Origin of the sequence: Sinisalibacter lacisalsi (assembly GCF_014640115.1) — a bacterium.
GTDB lineage: Bacteria > Pseudomonadota > Alphaproteobacteria > Rhodobacterales > Rhodobacteraceae > Sinisalibacter > Sinisalibacter lacisalsi.
In genome coordinates this window covers 324,427-339,264 of record NZ_BMGI01000004.1, presented here as the reverse complement: position 1 = coordinate 339,264, position 14,838 = coordinate 324,427, and the positions used below count along the sequence as shown (strand labels likewise).

Sequence of the window (14,838 nt, the reverse complement as noted above, 5' to 3'; positions counted from 1 at the left end):
CGGTTGGGCGTCGGCGCAAGATAGCGGGGTTCACGTTCACGCGGGTTGATCCTTGTCAACGCAGGTTGATGCGGAGCGCCGCCGAGGCGGCGAAGGGCAGCAGCGCGACCGAGGCGGCGGTGATCCCGGCGAGCATGAGCAGCGGGGTGGCATTGTCGAACCCGCCAATCCCCCGGGTCGCGGCCTCGGCGCCGAAGATCAGCGTGGGGATGTAGAGCGGCAGCACCAGCAGGCTCAAGAGCAGCCCGCCCCGCTTCAGCCCCACCGTGAGCGCGGCGCCGAACGCGCCGATCATGCTCAGCGCCGGCGTGCCGATCAGCAGGGTGACGAAGATCCACCAGTAGCCGCGCTCGTCGAGGCTCATCAGCGCGCCGAAGACGGGGGCTGCGAGCACAAGCGGCAGCCCGGTGGTGATCCAGTGCGCCAGCGCCTTCACCGCCACCGTGCCCTCCATCGGGATCGGCGCCGTGGCGAGCAGATCAAGGCTGCCATCCTCGAAATCGAGCTGGAAGATGCGGTCGAGCGAGAGCAGGCAGGCGAGCAGGGCTCCGACCCAGAGGATGCCGGGCGCGATCCGGGCGAGCACCTCCGCCTCGGGGCCGACGCCGAAGGGCACGAGCACCGAGACGATGAGGAAGAAGGCAAGGCCGAGCCCGAAGCCGCCGCCGGCGCGGAAGGCGAGCCGGAGATCGCGGGCCAGGAGCGCGATCATGCGAAGGCCTCGTCGAACGGGCTGGGGGTGCGCGCGGGCGCATCGGGATCGGCCTTGAACGGGCCGACATCGAAGATCCCGGCCTCGAGCCGCAGGTCGATATGGGTGGCGATCAGCGCCGCCCCGCCGGCCGCGACATGGGCGCGCACGGCATCGGCGAACAGCGTCACCGAGGCCTGGTCAAGCGAGACGGTGGGCTCGTCGAGCAGCCAGATCGGCCGCCCCGTCACCAGCAGCCGTGCGAGGCCGAGGCGGCGTTTCTGGCCCGCCGAAAGGTTCTGCGCGGCGCGGTTGCGCAGCGATTGCAGGTTGAAATCGTCGAGCGCGGGCTCGATCTCGCGGGTGCCATGGATCCGGGCCCAGAACGCGAGATTCTCGGCCACGGTGAGCGTGGCCTTGAGCCCGTCGGCATGGGCGCCGTAGGCGATCGCCTCGGGCGGCAGGCTGATCCGGCCCGCCATCGGCGGCTGCAGCCCCGCCAGCGTGCGCAGGAGCGTGGTCTTGCCCGAGCCGTTCGGCCCGCGCAGCACCAGCACCTCGCCGCCGCCGAGCCGGAACGAGAGCCGCTCCAGCACCGGCACGCCGCCGCGCGACACCGTCAGATCGTCAACCGCGAGTTCCAGCATCCCGCTCACACCGCCAGCGCGGCCAGCGCCACGCGCCGCCCCTCGGCGAGGAGCACGTTATAGGCCCGGCAGGCCGAGGGGCTCGCCATCGGCTCGATGCCCATTCCGGCCGCTTCCACCTCCGCCATCAGCGCAGCCGGCGCGCCGGTCATCACCGCACCGGTGCCGAGCAGGATCACGTCGACCTCGCCGGCCAGCGCGGTGAGGGCCGCGGTGTCATCCACCCCGCCCCAGGACCGCGCCGCGCTGGCGGTGACCAGAACCGGCCCCTCGATCACCGCACCGTCGACGCGGAAGAAGCCGGGGCCGTAGCCGTCGATCGGGCGGGCGTTGTCATATGTGATTTCGGTCAGTTGCATGGCCGCTTTGGTAGCGGGATTTGCGCGGGAAGAAAAGCGTCACTCGGTCGCGCGGGCGGCGCGGCCGATCCGAACGATCACGTAATGTTTCACTTGGACTCGACCGCACCGGGTGCCTTATGCCGCTTGCATGACGACCGACTATGAAACCTACTACCGCGACAATCCCGACGGGCTCGGCGCGCAAACCGCTGGCGTCGCCAGGCTGATCGCCAAGCACGTGACACAAGGCGCGCGCGTGCTCGACATCGGCTGCGGACAGGGGCGCGACGCCCTGCCACTCGCGCGCGACGGTTACGACGTAGTCGGCGTGGACATCGCGCCGACGGGCATTGCCGACATGCTGGCCGCAGCAAAAAAGGACGCACTCCCCGTCACCGGCATCGTCGCCGACATCTCCGGTTTCACGCCCGAGGGCCACTTCGGCCTCCTGCTCTGCGACCGAACCCTGCACATGTTGCCCGCACCCGACCGCGCGGCGGTCCTGGCACGGCTGCTCGCCACTGTGGCCCCCGGAGGCTGCTGCCTCATTGCCGACGAGCCGGCCAACATGGGCGGACTGCGCGCGGTCATCGCCGCCGACCCTTCCGGGTGGATGATGCTGCACGAGAGCCGCAACACCCTGCTCGCGCGGCGGCCGGCCTAGCCGAAAACCGGCAGCCCGGTCAGGATCGCCCCGGCGATCACCAGGTAGGCCAGCCCCCGGAAGGCGCGTTCGCGTTCGGGGCGGAACAGCCTCTGCCCCACCACCATGCCGGCCGCGTAGGGAAAGGCGAGCAGCGCCGCCAGCCAGACCGCGGTGCCATCGACCAGCCCCCGGAACACCAGGTTGGCGACGATGCCGATATCGAGCACGGCGAGAAACAGGATCGTGTTGGCGCGCACCCGGGCCACTTCCAGCTGGCCGGCGAGATAGAACAGGATCACCGGCGGGCCGGTCAGCCCGGTGGTGCCGCCGAGCACGCCCGCGACCGCCCCGATCGCCCCCAGCCCCGCGCCGCGCACCCGCTGGCGGTAGCGCCATCCGGTCACCAGCGCGAGCAGGGTCAGCGCCGCCGCCGCCGCCACCAGCCAGCGCAGCAGGTCGCGCTCGACCCAGCTCAGGAGCCACACACCGAGCGGTGCGGTGATAATCGCCGCCCCCGCCAGCACCGCCACCTCGCGCCGGTCGGCCAGGCGGAACGCCTGCGGCACGATCAGCGGCCAGGTCAGCATCCCCGCAACGGTGACGATCACGATCGCGACGGGCACCGGCAGGAAGATCGCCCCCACCGGCATGAAGATCAGCGCGGTGCCGAAGCCGGTGAAGCCGCGCACGAGGCCGGCGAGGATGAAGGTGAGCGCGAGCCAGGCGAGGCCGGGGCTGATGAGCGCCCCGGCCAGCGCCTCAGGCGTCGACATCGGCGAATTGCGTGCCCGCCTCGCCATCGGGCTTCGACCAGTCGCGCTTGACCCCGAGCTTGAGCAGGATGGCAGACGCGACGAAGACCGAGGAATAGGTGCCGATGACGACGCCGAAGGTCATCGCGAAGACGAAACCGCGGATCACGTCGCCACCCAGCACGATCAGCGCGATGAGCGCGAGCAGCGTTGTGCCTGAGGTCATCAGGGTGCGGCTCATGGTTTCGTTGATCGAGACGTTGAGCACCTCCTTGAGATCCATCACCTTGTACCGGCGCAGGTTCTCGCGCACCCGGTCGAAAACCACCACGGTATCGTTCAGCGAATAGCCGACGATGGTGAGCAGGGCGGCGATGATCGCAAGGTCGAACTGGATCTGGAGCACCGCGAAGAGGCCGATGGTGATGATCACGTCATGCACCAGCGCCGCCACCGCGCCGAGGGCGAACTGCCACTCGAACCTGAGCCAGATATAGACCAGCACAGCAGCGATCGCGGCGAGCACCGAGTAGATCGCCGTCATGATCAGCTCGCCCGACACCTTCGGCCCGACGCTCTCGACCGAGATGAAGCGGATCTGGGGCGCGACGCTCCGCAACGCCGCCTGCACCGCCTGGATCGTCTCGGGGCGCACCGATTCCTCGTCGCCCTGGGCCTGGATCCGCACCATGGCGACGTGCTGATCCTCGTCGAACCCCGGATCGAACACCTCCGAGATCGAGACATCACCGAGCCCGAGCGGGGCGATCGCATCACGGTAGGCGCCCACGTCGACAGCCACCCGCGCCTCGGTGCGGATCGTGGTGCCGCCGCGGAAGTCGATCCCGAAGTTGAGCCCCATGAACAGGAAGGCGAGGATCGCGCCGACGAACATCAGCCCGGAGAACCCGAGCGTGATCGGCAATCGGCCGAAGAAATCCCAGTTCGTCTCGTCGGCTACAAGTTTCAGGCGCATGTCAGACCTCGATCGTCTTGGGGCGGCGGCGCTCGAACCAGAACACGATCATGAGCCGCGTGATGTAGATCGCCGTGAACACGCTGGTGATGATGCCGAGCGCGAGGGTGACCGCAAAGCCCTTCACCGGCCCCGACCCCATCAGAAACAGGATCACCGCGGTGATGAAGGTGGTGATATTGGCGTCGATGATCGCCGAGAGCGCCTTCTCGTAGCCCAGCTCGATCGCCCGCGCCGGCCCTCTGCCAGCCCGGACTTCCTCGCGTATGCGTTCGAACACCAGCACGTTGGCGTCCACCGCCATGCCGATGGTGAGCACGATCCCGGCGATGCCGGGCAGCGTGAGCGTGGCGCCGATGGCCGAGAGCAGGCCGAAGACGAGCCCGACGTTCAGGATCAAGGCGAGGTTGGCCATCAGCCCGAACCGCCCGTAGGCCAGCGCCATGAAGATCAGCACCCCGGCGAAGGCCACCAGCGAGGCGATCCGCCCCGCCTCGATCGAATCCGCGCCAAGCTCCGGCCCGATCGTGCGTTCCTCGAGGAAGGTCATCTCCGCCGGCAGCGCGCCGGCGCGCAGGAGCACGGCGAGGTTGGTCGAGTCTTCCACCGTGAAATTGCCGGTGATGATTCCCGAACCGCCCGGGATCGGCTCGTTGATGCGCGGCGCCGAGATCACCTCGCCGTCGAGCACGATGGCGAAGGGCGCGCCGACATTGGCGGCGGTATAGGCGCCGAACTTGCGCGCACCGGTCACGTTGAACTGGAAGCTCACCGCCGGGCGGCCGTTCTGGTCAAAGCTGGGTTGGGCGTTGGTCAGTTCCTCGCCGGTCACCACGGGGGTTTGTTCCAGCACGTAGAACACCCCCTCCTCGTCCAGCGAAGGCAGCAGCTCCTGGCGCGGCGCGGGCCGGGTGGAGGGGTCGGTGGTGCGGGTCACCACCGGCTGGAAGGTCAGTTGCGCGGTGGTGCCGATCAGCGCCTTGAGTTCGTCGGCCGAGCCGAGCCCGGGCACCTGGATCAGGATCCGCCGCTCGCCCTGGCGCTGGATCGTCGGCTCGCGCGTGCCCACCTCGTCGACCCGGCGGCGGATGATCTCGAGCGATTGCTGGATCGTGCGGTCGTCCGTCGCCACCCGTTCGGCCTCGGAGAGCTGAACCGTGATCACGTCGTCCTGCCCCGCCACCTCGATGTCGTTGGCGCCCATGCCGGTGAGCGTGACCACCGGCGAGGCCAGCTCGCGCACCGCGGCGAGCGCCTGGCCCATGCCCGCGGGGTTCTCGATGCGCACCCGCAACTCGCCGCCCGGCGCGTCGAGGCGCTGGATCGCGCCCACCGCGTCGCGTTCATCGCGCAGCGCGTCGCGCACCTCGGGCCAGAGCGCGTCGAGCCGGTGCTCGTACACGTCCTCCACCCGCACCTCGGCAAGCAGATGCGCACCGCCGCGCAGATCGAGCCCGAGGTTGACGAGGCTGGAGGGCATCCACGTCGGCCAGGCCGAAAGATCGGCCTCGCGCTCCGGCGTCGATCCGAATTGCTCGATGGCGGCGGCGGCGTCGTTATGCAGCTCGACGCGCGGGTAGAACAGGTTCGGTATCGCCGCGGACAGGCCCAAGAGCACAAGCCCGATCACGACGATCCGTCTCCACAGGGGGTATTGCAGCATCGGGGGCCTCGCCTCTGGCCGCGCGGAGGGCCTCAGCCCTCGGACGCGGGCTCGGTCTTCGACATCACCTGAACGACCGCAGCCTTGGTCATCCGCGCCTTCACGCCTTGCGCGATCTCCACTTCGAGCTCGCCGTCATCCCTGACCTTGGTGATCTTGCCGATCATCCCGCCCTGCGTGAGCACCTGGTCGCCGCGGCGCAGCGCCTCGCGCATCTTCTCGTCGTCCTTGAGCTTTTTCTGCTGCGGGCGAATGAGGAAAAACCACATGATCCCGAACACGAGGATCATCGGGATCAGCATGGAATTGAGCAGTCCACCACCGGGGGCGGCTGCACCTTGGGCGAAGGCGGGTGAGACGAACATCGACAAATCCCTCTGTCAGACGGGGCACACCGCCCCTTTCGATTGGCGCGCACCCTATATGGGGGCCCTGGGGTTGGCAAGCAATCGGGGGCGGTGTTTGATTGCACCCGTGGAGGGGCGATAATGAGTGCCGAAAACAACAAGAAATCGTTATCCGACTGGCTCGGGCTCCAGTGGAAGCCGGACTATGACCAGAACCGCGCCTGGGGCCGTATTCTCGGCTTCGCTATCCAGGTGGTTGCTGCCATCCTCGTGCTTCTCGGGCTCGGCCTGCTCATCGCCTTTGCCGCCTCCGTCTACAAGGCGATATCGGCAGGCACCGAAATGACTGGCGAGGCGATCCGCAACGTGGGCCTCGCCCTCGCCGCAGTGTTCGGCGCCCCCTTCCTCGTCTGGCGCAGCCTCGTGGCCCAACGCCAGACCGATATCGCCGAACAAAGCCAGATCACCGACCGGATCAACAAGGCGGTCGAAAACCTCGCGGCAACCCGCGTGCTCCACGACGCCGAAGGCAGGCAGTTCACCGAACCAAACCTAGAAGTCCGCATCGGCGCGATCTATGCCCTCGAACGCATCGCACAGGACTCCTTGCGCGATCACGTCCAGATCATGGAAATCCTCACCGCCTATGTGCGGGAGAACGCCAAGGCTGAGGATGCCGAAGACAGCCCCCGCGCCCGCTGGCGCGCCGCCTTCGAGGCTCCCGAAGTCCAGCACAAGGACAACGCGGCGAAGGCGGCCTATGCCCATCAGGAAACGGACCTCACTGATGCAACCTCGCTCGAAGCCATCCGTGACTGGGCCCGTTCGCTGAAATGCCGCACCGATATTCAGGCGGCGCTGACCGTGATCGGCCGCCGCTCCGCCACCCAGATCGAACGCGAGACAGCCGACACAAGGCAAAGCGACAAAGGCTTCAGGCTCGATCTTCTCGCCACAAACCTGCAAGGTGCCGATCTTTCAAACCTCGACTTCAAATCAGCCCGACTCAGCGGGGCGCATCTGGAGGGGGCGAAACTCAACAAGGCGCATATGGAGGGATCAGACCTTTTCAAAGCCCATATGGAAGGGGCAGACCTCTTCAAGGCCCATCTGGAAGGGGCGGACCTTTTTGGGGCACATCTGGAAGAGGCGGTTCTTCTCGGGACGCATCTAGATGGGGCGAACCTTAGCAGGGCGCATCTAGAAGGCTCAGACCTCCGCTGGGCACAACTGGATCACGCCACCAGCTTCACCAAAGCGGTCATGACCCACGCGGCGGTGAAGAACGTGGACCTGTCGAACATCCGTCTCTCGGCCGACCAAATCAACGCCATGTTCGGCGATGGCACGGTGACCCTGCCCGAAGCCATTCTCCGCCCCCCCGCCCATTGGCCGAGCGACGACCTGCGTTTCCGCGACTTCGATGCAAAATGGACCCTCTACAAATCCAACCCCACCGCCTAACTCCCCCGCCCGACCGCCCCGGCCCCTTCCATACGCCTGCCATGAGTTTTGCCGACACTTTGCCGGGGCCGATTTCCGGCTTCCCCCGGGCCGGGCTTTTTGCCATACCTCACCCCGCGCAGACCCAAGCAAAGGCCAAGACCATGCACGATATCCGCCTGATCCGCGACAACCCGGACGCCTTCGACGCCGCCATGGCGCGGCGCGGTCTTTCGGGCGTGTCGGCCGAGGTTCTGGCCCTCGACGAGGCCCGCCGGAGCGCGATCACCCAGGCCGAAGCCGCGCAGGCCGAGGCCAACAAGGCGTCGAAGCAGGTGGGGGCCGCGAAGGCCAGCGGCAACGAGGCCGAGTTCGAGCGGCTGCGCGCGCTGGTGGCCGAGAAGAAGGGCGAAACCGCGCGGCTCAGCGACGAGGCCAAGGCGAAAGACGCCGCCCTCGCCACGCTGCTCATGGGCCTGCCCAACATCCTCGCCGATGACGTGCCCGAGGGCGCCGACGAGGACGAGAACGTCGAGATCCGCCGCTGGGGCACGCCCCGCGCCTTCGATTTCACCCCGGTCGAGCACTACCAGCTCGCCGCCACCCAATCGGGGCTCAACTTCGAGCTTGCCGCCAAGCTTTCCGGCGCGCGCTTCGCCGTGCTCTCCGGCGCGGTCGCCCGGCTGCACCGCGCGCTGGCCCAGTTCATGCTCGACACCCACGTGAACGAGAACGGCCTCACCGAGGCGATCACCCCGGTGCTGGTGCGCGAAGAGATGATGCTGGGCACCGGGCAACTGCCCAAGTTCGGCGAAGACAGCTACAAGACCGAGGAAGGCTGGTGGCTGATCCCCACCGCCGAGGTCACGCTCACCAACTTCGTCAACGGCGAGGTCGTCGAGGCGGGCGATCTGCCGATGCGCTACGTCGCCCACACCCAGTGCTTCCGCTCCGAGGCGGGATCGGCGGGCAAGGATACCGCCGGCATGCTGCGCCAGCACCAGTTCGAGAAGGTCGAGATGGTCTCGATCACCCGGCCGGACGAGAGCGAAGCCGAGCACGAGGCGATGACGCGCCGCGCCGAAGACATCCTCGAACGTCTCGGCCTGCCCTACCGCACGGTCCGGCTCTGCTCGGGCGACACCGGCTTCGGCGCGCGCCGCACCCACGATATCGAGGTCTGGCTGCCGGGGCAGAACAGCTACCGCGAGATCTCGAGCGTCTCCACCACCGGCGATTTCCAGGCCCGGCGGATGAACGCCCGGTTCCGCCCCGAACCCGGCGCCAAGCCCGAGTTCCTGCACACGCTGAACGGCTCCGGCCTCGCCGTCGGCCGCTGCCTGATCGCGGTGCTGGAAAACGGACAGGAGGAAGACGGCTCGGTCACCCTGCCCGCCGCCCTTGCGCCCTGGATCGGCGGCAAGACCCGGATCACCGCCGAGGGCGTGCTGGCCTGACCGCCCCCGGCACCGCATGGTTAACCCGCATCAAGGTTAACGCGGCCCCCGTTTCTTGGGTCCGCAAATACCTTCGGGGGTGAATTGGTCCGCAGGACCAAGAGGGGGCGGACAGCCCCCTCCTGCACCCCCGCCTATTCCGCCGGGGCGACGACCCCGCGCCGCGCCGTGGCCTTCGGGAAGGGCACGAGATCCTGCGCCTCCTCGTCCCAGAGCTTCAGGGTGAAGGCATGCAGCGCCTCGCCAAAGCCGATCCGCCGCAGGTGATGCGTCTTCTCCAGTTCCCGGTGCGCCCCGCGCAGCCGGTAGGAGGGGATCGCGGCGACGAGGTGGTGAATGTCGTGCTTGGTGATATTGGCCACGGCCTCGTCGAACCACCAGCCGAAATCGAGGCAGGAGCCGCCCTGGATCGCGGCGCGCGACGGGTCGAGGTCGGGGCGGCGATCCCACCATGTGCCCTCGAAATTGTGCTGGAGATAGACAAGGAACACCCCGAGCATCCCCCCCAGCCAGATCGCCAGCGCCACGATGAGCACGCCGGTCCAGCCCGCGAAGGCGTAGAGCAGGCCGAAGTAGACGACGAGCGCCGCGTTATGGGCGAGGATCGCGCCCAGCCCCACCTGGGCGGCATTCTTCGGCCAGCGGTAGGCGATGAAATAGGTGTAGAACGAGCCCACCGGGATCAGCACCAGCGGGTGGCGGTAGAGCCGGTAATAGAGCCGTTTCCAGAACCCCGCCTCGTTCCATTCGCGCAGCGTCATGGTATTGATCTCGGTGGTCTCGCGCGCGTCGAGGTCGCCCACGTAGGCGTGGTGCATGTTGTGGTTGTAGCGCATCTGCGGGTAGGCGGCCATGGTGAAGGGCGAGACTACGTAACCCCAGAACTCGTTCTGGCGCCTGGTCTCGAACAATGACAGATGGCCCAGGTCGTGCTGCAGCACGTAAAGCCGCACGCCGGCGAAGGCGAGCACGATCACCCCGAGTGCCGCGACCAGCCAGAGCCCGGCCCCGACCGCGAGGATCGAGACGGCGACGGCGGCGAAATAGACCGCCAGGTTGCCCAGCAGGCTCGCATAGGCCAGCCGGTTGTCTTTCTTGGTGTAGGCGCGCAGCGCCTGTCGCAGTTCCTTACCAGCTTCCATACCACGCTCCATGGCAGCGCCCCGGACTTCTGGCCGGGCGCAGGTCTCGCGAAGATTTGCCATAGATTAGTTGTATCCACCCCCGCCATGCAAGCGGGTGCTGAGGCTCAGGCGGCGCGCGGGCGGATCGCGGCGCGGATCGTCTCGCCGAGTGCGTGCCGGGTGCGCTCCAGATCGTGCTCGATCTGCAGCTGCAGCCAGAAGTCGGACGCGGTGGAAAAGTAGCGCGCGAGCCGGAGCGAAAGCTCCGCGTCCACCGCCCGCTCGCCCGCCATGAACCGGGTCAGGGTGGAAACCGCCACCCCGATCGCGCCCGCGAGCGCCTCGGCCGTCAGCCCGGCGGGGGCGAGGTATTCCTCGCGCAGCACCGCACCCGGGGTCGGGCAGAGAAACAGCGGCGCGACGTTGTCCGCCTCGCCGGGCGGGTCGATCGCCTCTTCCACGCCGAGCCCCGCCGCTTTCCACGCGGTCAGCCCGCCGTCCATGTGCAGCACCCTGGCATGGCCCGCCTTGATCAGCATCCGCCCCGCCGCCGCCGAGCGCTTGCCGATCGCGCAATGCAGCACCACGGGCTTGCCGGTGAGCACCGGGAACACGTCCGCCTCGAAACTGGACAGCGGCAGCAGCAGCGCGCCGGAGATGTGTTCGTGATCGTATTCCTTGGTCTCACGCACGTCGACGAGCACGATCTCACCGGCCTCGAGCCAGCGCGACACCTCCTGCGGCGAAACGGCGACGGGATCTTTTGCGATGTCTTCGGCCATGCGGGCCTCCCTGATTGCTGGAGGCGTGATAGCGCGGCGGGCGGCGAAATGTCCGCCCGAAGGCCAACGGCCGGTCGCAACCGCGGACCGGGACGCGGGCGAAAACCGGAACATCGTTCCGGCCATCCCCGCAGACCCGCGGGACTCAATGCCTGCGCGCACGAAAAACGGCGCCCCGAAGGACGCCGTTCTCATGTTCTGCCGACCGGCCTGTGTCAGGCGGCGTCGGAGATGAACTTCACCGCGTCGCCGAAGGTCTGGATGCCCTCGGCCGCGTCGTCGGGGATCTCGATCCCGAATTCCTCTTCGAAAGCCATCACCAGCTCGACGGTGTCGAGGCTGTCGGCGCCGAGGTCGTCGATGAACGAGGCCGAATCCGTCACCTTGTCCTCTTCCACGCCGAGGTGCTCGACAACGATTTTCTTAACGCGATCTGCGACGTCGCTCATGTTAGGTCCTCACAGTTTTCAGGCTCTTGGCCCTGTTCTTTTTGGCCCTTGCGGACCGCTACGTTGCCCCGGGTCGCCCGAAGCAGCCCCACAGGGAGGCCAAAATCTGCGCTCCCTTTAGCACAAACAACCCCGGGGGCAAATGATTTGTCCGGGGGCGCAACCGGGCGGCGGAATGCCCCGCCCGCCGCGGCGATCACAACATCGCCATGCCGCCATTGACGTGCAGCGTGGCGCCGGTGACGTAACCGGCCTCCTGCGAGGCGAGGTAGAGCACCGCCGCCGCGATTTCCTCGGGGCTGCCCATGCGCGCGGCCGGGATCTGGCCGTTGATCTTGGCCTTCTGGTCGTCGCTGAGCTTGTCGGTCATCGCGGTGGCGATGAAGCCGGGGGCGACGCAGTTGGCGGTGATCCCGCGCGAGGCGACCTCGTAGGCGATCGACTTGGTCATCCCGACCAGCCCGGCCTTGGAGGCGGCGTAGTTGGCCTGGCCGGGGTTGCCGGTGGCGCCGACGATCGAGGAGATATTCACGATCCGCCCCCAGCGCGCCTTCATCATCCCCCGGATCGCGCCCCGGCAGAGCCGCATCGTGGCGGTGAGGTTCACGTCGAGCACCGATTGCCAGTCGTCGTCCGACATCCGCATGAACACCTGGTCGCGGGTGATGCCGGCGTTGTTGACGAGAATATCCAGCCCCCCCATCGCCTCGGCCGCGGCCTTCGGCAGCGCGTCGACCTCGGCCGGGTCGGAGAGGTTGCAGGGCAGCACGTGGGCGCGCTCGCCGAGCTCCGCCGCGAGCGCCTCCAGCGGCTCCACCCGCGTGCCCGAAAGCCCCACCGTGGCGCCCGCGCCGTGCAGCGCCCTGGCAATGGCCCCGCCGATGCCGCCCGAGGCACCGGTCACGAGCGCGGTCTTTCCTGTCAGATCGAACATGTCGTTTCCCTTTTCACGTTTCGCGATACCGCCCCGCGCGGGGCGGTGACCCGGCGGCGCGCGCCGCCGGGCGCCGGGTCATCCGTTCAGCGCCTCGACCGCTGCCATCACCTCGTCGGGCGTGCCGATGTTGCGCACGCCGATCTCGCGGTCGATCCGGCGGATCATCCCCGAGAGCGCCTTGCCCGCGCCGATCTCCCAGGCCTCGGTGACGCCCTGCGCCCCCATCCACAGCACGCTCTCGCGCCAGCGCACCGAGCCGGTGACCTGCTCGACGAGCAGCGCGCGGATGGTGTCGGGATCGGTGACCGCCTCGGCGCGCACATTGGCGACGAGCGGCACCTTGGGGGCGACGATCCGCACCCCAACCAGCGCTTCCTCCATCGCCTCGGCGGCGGGCTGCATCAGCGCGCAGTGGAACGGCGCGGAGACCGGCAGCAGAAGCGCGCGCTTGGCGCCGCGCGCCTTGGCCAGCTCCACCGCGCGTTCCACCGCCGCCTTGTGGCCGGAGACCACCACCTGGCCGGGGTCGTTGTCGTTCGCGGCCTGGCAGACTTCGCCCTCGGCCGCCTCGCCGGCGATCTGCGTCACGGTTTCGAAATCGAGCCCGAGCAGCGCCGCCATCGCACCGACTCCCACCGGCACCGCCTTCTGCATCGCCCGCCCGCGCGTGCGCAGCAGCCGGGCGGTATCGGCCACGGTGAGCGCCCCGGCGGCGGCGAGCGCGGAATACTCCCCAAGCGAGTGCCCGGCGACGAAAGCGGCGGCGTCCACCGTCACACCCTCGGCCTCGAGCGCCCGCATCGCGGCCAGCGAGGTGGCCATCAGCGCCGGCTGGGCGTTCTCGGTAAGGGTCAGCGCGTCCTGCTCGCCCTCCCAGATCAACGCCGAGAGCTTTTCGCCCAATGCGTCATCGACCTCGTCGAACACCGCCCGGGCCTCGGCCCAGCCTTCGGCCAGCGCCCGGCCCATGCCGATAACCTGCGCTCCCTGCCCCGGAAATACGAATGCGCGGCTCATGCCCTCTCCCTCGTTCAGCTTCGGCGACGGGGATAGCGCGGCGCGGGCAAAAAGGGAAGCGTCCGGCAAGCCGCAAACGGCAGGGCGGCGTCAGGCGGTGACCATGCCGGGGCGCCGGATCGGACGCTCGGCCGGCTGGCGCGCCGGGCGCGCGAGATCGCGGGTGAGCCGCAGGCGCAGCGCCTCGAGCGAGGCCTGGGGGCCGCGCGCGATCTCGACCGCGCCGTCCTGCCCCGCCAGCCGAAGGAACATCCGGGTCGGCTGGCTGCGATCCTTCGAGCGCAGCAGGTAGACCGAGGCGACCTGATCGAACCGCAGGAGGTTCGAAACCCGGAACCCGTCGCGAAAGCCGCGATGGCCGATGCGCAGCTCGCCGCGCAGCATATCGACCTGCACCTCCAGGTCGCGCGCCGCCCGCCCGGTCCAGAACAGCGTGCCGCCGACGACCGTGAACATCACCATGGCGGCGAGCTTCATGGTCAGCAGGTCGGGGCTGTGCGCGGCGTCGGGCAGCACCCACAGGCCAAGCGCGGCCATCAGCAGGATCACGCCGAGGAAACGCCCGACCGCAGCGACGCTGCGGTTGACCCGCCCCGCCGCGATACCGTCGCAGATCGTGTAACCCCAGTGCGTTTCGTCCACCACCGCGCCGGCCGCGCATGCGGTCGCCATCGGGCGGGCGTCGAACGCCATGTTTTCCGTTGAAAAGGTCATCGTGAGCCCCTTCTGTGTCCATCCACCTGCGGTTGTCCCGCCCAATCATGGCGGGAATACGGCCCCCCGCCGGAATTTTCGCGAAATCCACGCGATTGCCGGGGCGCTTGCATCGCGCGGCGCAGGGTGTATAAGGCCCCGTCCTTCCGCAAGACGATGAACCGCGACGCCTCTCGTGGGTGGGCGCGGAAGGATCCGCCCGCCCTTTGAAGCGCGCCTGAACAGAACTGGAGAAAGCATGGCGCTCTACGAGCATGTCATGATCGCGCGTCAGGATCTTTCCAACGCGCAGGCCGAGGGCCTCGTCGAACATTTCAGCACCGTGCTCAAGGACAATGGCGGCACCGTCGTCGAGTCCGAGTACTGGGGCGTCAAGACGATGGCCTACAAGATCAACAAGAACCGCAAGGGCCACTACGCCTTCCTCAGGACCGACGCGCCTTCCGCCGCGGTGCAGGAGATGGAACGCCTGATGCGGCTGCACGACGATGTCATGCGGGTCCTCACGATCAAGGTCGACGCACACGAGGAAGGCCCCTCGGTGCAGATGCAGAAACGCGACGAACGTGGCGACCGTGGTGACCGCCGCGAACGCCGCGACCGCTGAGAGAAGGAGATCAACCCATGGCTACGAAACCGTTTTTCCGCCGCCGCAAGGTTTGCCCGTTCTCCGGCGACAACGCGCCGAAGATCGATTACAAGGACACCCGGCTGCTGCAGCGCTACATCAGCGAGCGCGGCAAGATCGTGCCGAGCCGGATCACCGCCGTGTCGTCGAAGAAGCAACGTGAGCTTGCCCGCGCCATCAAGCGCGCCCGCTTCCTTGCGCTTCTGCCCTACGCCGTGAAGTAA

At 68.1% G+C, this 14,838-nt stretch carries 18 protein-coding genes; 5 read left to right on the top strand and 13 right to left on the bottom strand.

Annotated features, from left to right (window positions below; genetic code table 11):
- Positions 1-55 precede the first annotated feature (55 nt).
- From ccmB to IEW01_RS13595, 3 genes are read right to left on the bottom strand one after another with little or no spacing between them, the layout of a single operon-like run.
- Positions 56-712 carry a heme exporter protein CcmB gene (ccmB, locus tag IEW01_RS13605; protein WP_188528588.1) on the bottom strand — a complete coding sequence of 219 codons (657 nt, stop codon included), beginning with the start codon at positions 710-712 and terminating at the stop codon, positions 56-58.
- Positions 709-1,335: a heme ABC exporter ATP-binding protein CcmA gene (gene ccmA / locus IEW01_RS13600; RefSeq protein WP_188528775.1), complete on the bottom strand. Its 627-nt coding sequence runs from the start codon at positions 1,333-1,335 to the stop codon at positions 709-711. The genes ccmB and ccmA overlap by 4 nt, the downstream gene beginning before the upstream one ends.
- An 8-nt stretch (positions 1,336-1,343) precedes the next feature.
- Entirely contained in the window at positions 1,344-1,697 is a 354-nt protein-coding gene (locus IEW01_RS13595) for an Mth938-like domain-containing protein (protein WP_188528586.1), read from the bottom strand.
- A 130-nt stretch (positions 1,698-1,827) separates the two neighbouring features.
- Here IEW01_RS13595 and IEW01_RS13590 point away from each other — a divergent pair, with 130 nt between their 5' ends.
- Positions 1,828-2,343 (top strand): class I SAM-dependent methyltransferase, encoded by a 516-nt coding sequence (locus IEW01_RS13590; protein ID WP_188528584.1) that lies wholly within the window; start codon positions 1,828-1,830, stop codon positions 2,341-2,343.
- On the opposite strand, the gene IEW01_RS13585 is transcribed toward IEW01_RS13590, so the two are convergent.
- From IEW01_RS13585 to yajC, 4 genes are read right to left on the bottom strand one after another with little or no spacing between them, the layout of a single operon-like run.
- Positions 2,340-3,098: a sulfite exporter TauE/SafE family protein gene (locus IEW01_RS13585; RefSeq protein WP_188528582.1), complete on the bottom strand. Its 759-nt coding sequence runs from the start codon at positions 3,096-3,098 to the stop codon at positions 2,340-2,342. The genes IEW01_RS13590 and IEW01_RS13585 overlap by 4 nt on opposite strands.
- Complete coding sequence (gene secF / locus IEW01_RS13580) at positions 3,085-4,053, bottom strand: protein translocase subunit SecF (protein WP_188528580.1); 969 nt, start codon at positions 4,051-4,053, stop codon at positions 3,085-3,087. The genes IEW01_RS13585 and secF overlap by 14 nt, the downstream gene beginning before the upstream one ends.
- Position 4,054: 1 nt before the next feature.
- A complete protein-coding gene (gene secD, locus IEW01_RS13575; protein WP_188528578.1) occupies positions 4,055-5,716 on the bottom strand; it encodes a protein translocase subunit SecD in 1,662 nt (553 codons plus the stop codon).
- Positions 5,717-5,748: 32 nt separating this feature from the next.
- A complete protein-coding gene (gene yajC / locus IEW01_RS13570; RefSeq protein ID WP_188528576.1) occupies positions 5,749-6,081 on the bottom strand; it encodes a preprotein translocase subunit YajC in 333 nt (110 codons plus the stop codon).
- Positions 6,082-6,204: 123 nt separating this feature from the next.
- Here yajC and IEW01_RS13565 point away from each other — a divergent pair, with 123 nt between their 5' ends.
- Together IEW01_RS13565 and serS are read left to right on the top strand one after the other, a co-directional pair.
- Entirely contained in the window at positions 6,205-7,527 is a 1,323-nt protein-coding gene (locus IEW01_RS13565) for a pentapeptide repeat-containing protein (RefSeq protein WP_188528574.1), read from the top strand.
- Positions 7,528-7,670: 143 nt separating this feature from the next.
- Positions 7,671-8,963, top strand: a complete 1,293-nt coding sequence (gene serS, locus IEW01_RS13560; protein WP_188528572.1) for a serine--tRNA ligase — start codon at positions 7,671-7,673, stop codon at positions 8,961-8,963.
- A gap of 134 nt (positions 8,964-9,097) precedes the next feature.
- On the opposite strand, the gene IEW01_RS13555 is transcribed toward serS, so the two are convergent.
- From IEW01_RS13555 to IEW01_RS13530, 6 genes are all read right to left on the bottom strand, one after another.
- Positions 9,098-10,105, bottom strand: coding sequence for a fatty acid desaturase (locus tag IEW01_RS13555; protein ID WP_188528570.1), 1,008 nt, complete (start codon positions 10,103-10,105; stop codon positions 9,098-9,100).
- A 107-nt stretch (positions 10,106-10,212) separates the two neighbouring features.
- On the bottom strand, positions 10,213-10,869 hold the full coding sequence (locus tag IEW01_RS17715) for a HigA family addiction module antitoxin (protein ID WP_229738260.1): 657 nt from the start codon (positions 10,867-10,869) through the stop codon (positions 10,213-10,215).
- 215 nt (positions 10,870-11,084) lie between these two features.
- On the bottom strand, positions 11,085-11,318 hold the full coding sequence (locus IEW01_RS13545) for an acyl carrier protein (protein ID WP_188528568.1): 234 nt from the start codon (positions 11,316-11,318) through the stop codon (positions 11,085-11,087).
- 196 nt (positions 11,319-11,514) lie between these two features.
- The gene (fabG, locus tag IEW01_RS13540; RefSeq protein ID WP_188528566.1) at positions 11,515-12,252 is read right to left on the bottom strand and encodes a 3-oxoacyl-[acyl-carrier-protein] reductase; all 738 of its coding nucleotides are present in this window, start codon (positions 12,250-12,252) and stop codon (positions 11,515-11,517) included.
- 78 nt (positions 12,253-12,330) lie between these two features.
- The gene (gene fabD, locus IEW01_RS13535; RefSeq protein ID WP_188528564.1) at positions 12,331-13,272 is read right to left on the bottom strand and encodes an ACP S-malonyltransferase; all 942 of its coding nucleotides are present in this window, start codon (positions 13,270-13,272) and stop codon (positions 12,331-12,333) included.
- Between the two features lie 90 nt (positions 13,273-13,362).
- Complete coding sequence (locus IEW01_RS13530) at positions 13,363-13,986, bottom strand: hypothetical protein (RefSeq protein WP_188528562.1); 624 nt, start codon at positions 13,984-13,986, stop codon at positions 13,363-13,365.
- Between the two features lie 238 nt (positions 13,987-14,224).
- Between IEW01_RS13530 and rpsF the strand changes: the two genes are divergently transcribed.
- Entirely contained in the window at positions 14,225-14,593 is a 369-nt protein-coding gene (gene rpsF / locus IEW01_RS13525) for a 30S ribosomal protein S6 (protein WP_188528560.1), read from the top strand.
- A 17-nt stretch (positions 14,594-14,610) separates the two neighbouring features.
- Positions 14,611-14,838 (top strand): 30S ribosomal protein S18, encoded by a 228-nt coding sequence (rpsR, locus tag IEW01_RS13520; protein ID WP_109810786.1) that lies wholly within the window; start codon positions 14,611-14,613, stop codon positions 14,836-14,838.

Bases quoted from the DNA above. Each gene is read 5' to 3' on its own strand.
- ccmB (WP_188528588.1), bottom strand. From the start codon at position 712: ATGATCGCGCTCCTGGCCCGCGATCTCCGGCTCGCCTTCCGCGCCGGC.
- IEW01_RS13595 (WP_188528586.1), bottom strand. From the start codon at position 1,697: ATGCAACTGACCGAAATCACATATGACAACGCCCGCCCGATCGACGGC.
- IEW01_RS13590 (WP_188528584.1), top strand. From the start codon at position 1,828: ATGACGACCGACTATGAAACCTACTACCGCGACAATCCCGACGGGCTC.
- IEW01_RS13585 (WP_188528582.1), bottom strand. From the start codon at position 3,098: ATGTCGACGCCTGAGGCGCTGGCCGGGGCGCTCATCAGCCCCGGCCTC.
- secF (WP_188528580.1), bottom strand. From the start codon at position 4,053: ATGCGCCTGAAACTTGTAGCCGACGAGACGAACTGGGATTTCTTCGGC.
- secD (WP_188528578.1), bottom strand. From the start codon at position 5,716: ATGCTGCAATACCCCCTGTGGAGACGGATCGTCGTGATCGGGCTTGTG.
- yajC (WP_188528576.1), bottom strand. From the start codon at position 6,081: ATGTTCGTCTCACCCGCCTTCGCCCAAGGTGCAGCCGCCCCCGGTGGT.
- IEW01_RS13565 (WP_188528574.1), top strand. From the start codon at position 6,205: ATGAGTGCCGAAAACAACAAGAAATCGTTATCCGACTGGCTCGGGCTC.
- serS (WP_188528572.1), top strand. From the start codon at position 7,671: ATGCACGATATCCGCCTGATCCGCGACAACCCGGACGCCTTCGACGCC.
- IEW01_RS13555 (WP_188528570.1), bottom strand. From the start codon at position 10,105: ATGGAAGCTGGTAAGGAACTGCGACAGGCGCTGCGCGCCTACACCAAG.
- IEW01_RS17715 (WP_229738260.1), bottom strand. From the start codon at position 10,869: ATGGCCGAAGACATCGCAAAAGATCCCGTCGCCGTTTCGCCGCAGGAG.
- IEW01_RS13545 (WP_188528568.1), bottom strand. From the start codon at position 11,318: ATGAGCGACGTCGCAGATCGCGTTAAGAAAATCGTTGTCGAGCACCTC.
- fabG (WP_188528566.1), bottom strand. From the start codon at position 12,252: ATGTTCGATCTGACAGGAAAGACCGCGCTCGTGACCGGTGCCTCGGGC.
- fabD (WP_188528564.1), bottom strand. From the start codon at position 13,272: ATGAGCCGCGCATTCGTATTTCCGGGGCAGGGAGCGCAGGTTATCGGC.
- IEW01_RS13530 (WP_188528562.1), bottom strand. From the start codon at position 13,986: ATGACCTTTTCAACGGAAAACATGGCGTTCGACGCCCGCCCGATGGCG.
- rpsF (WP_188528560.1), top strand. From the start codon at position 14,225: ATGGCGCTCTACGAGCATGTCATGATCGCGCGTCAGGATCTTTCCAAC.
- rpsR (WP_109810786.1), top strand. From the start codon at position 14,611: ATGGCTACGAAACCGTTTTTCCGCCGCCGCAAGGTTTGCCCGTTCTCC.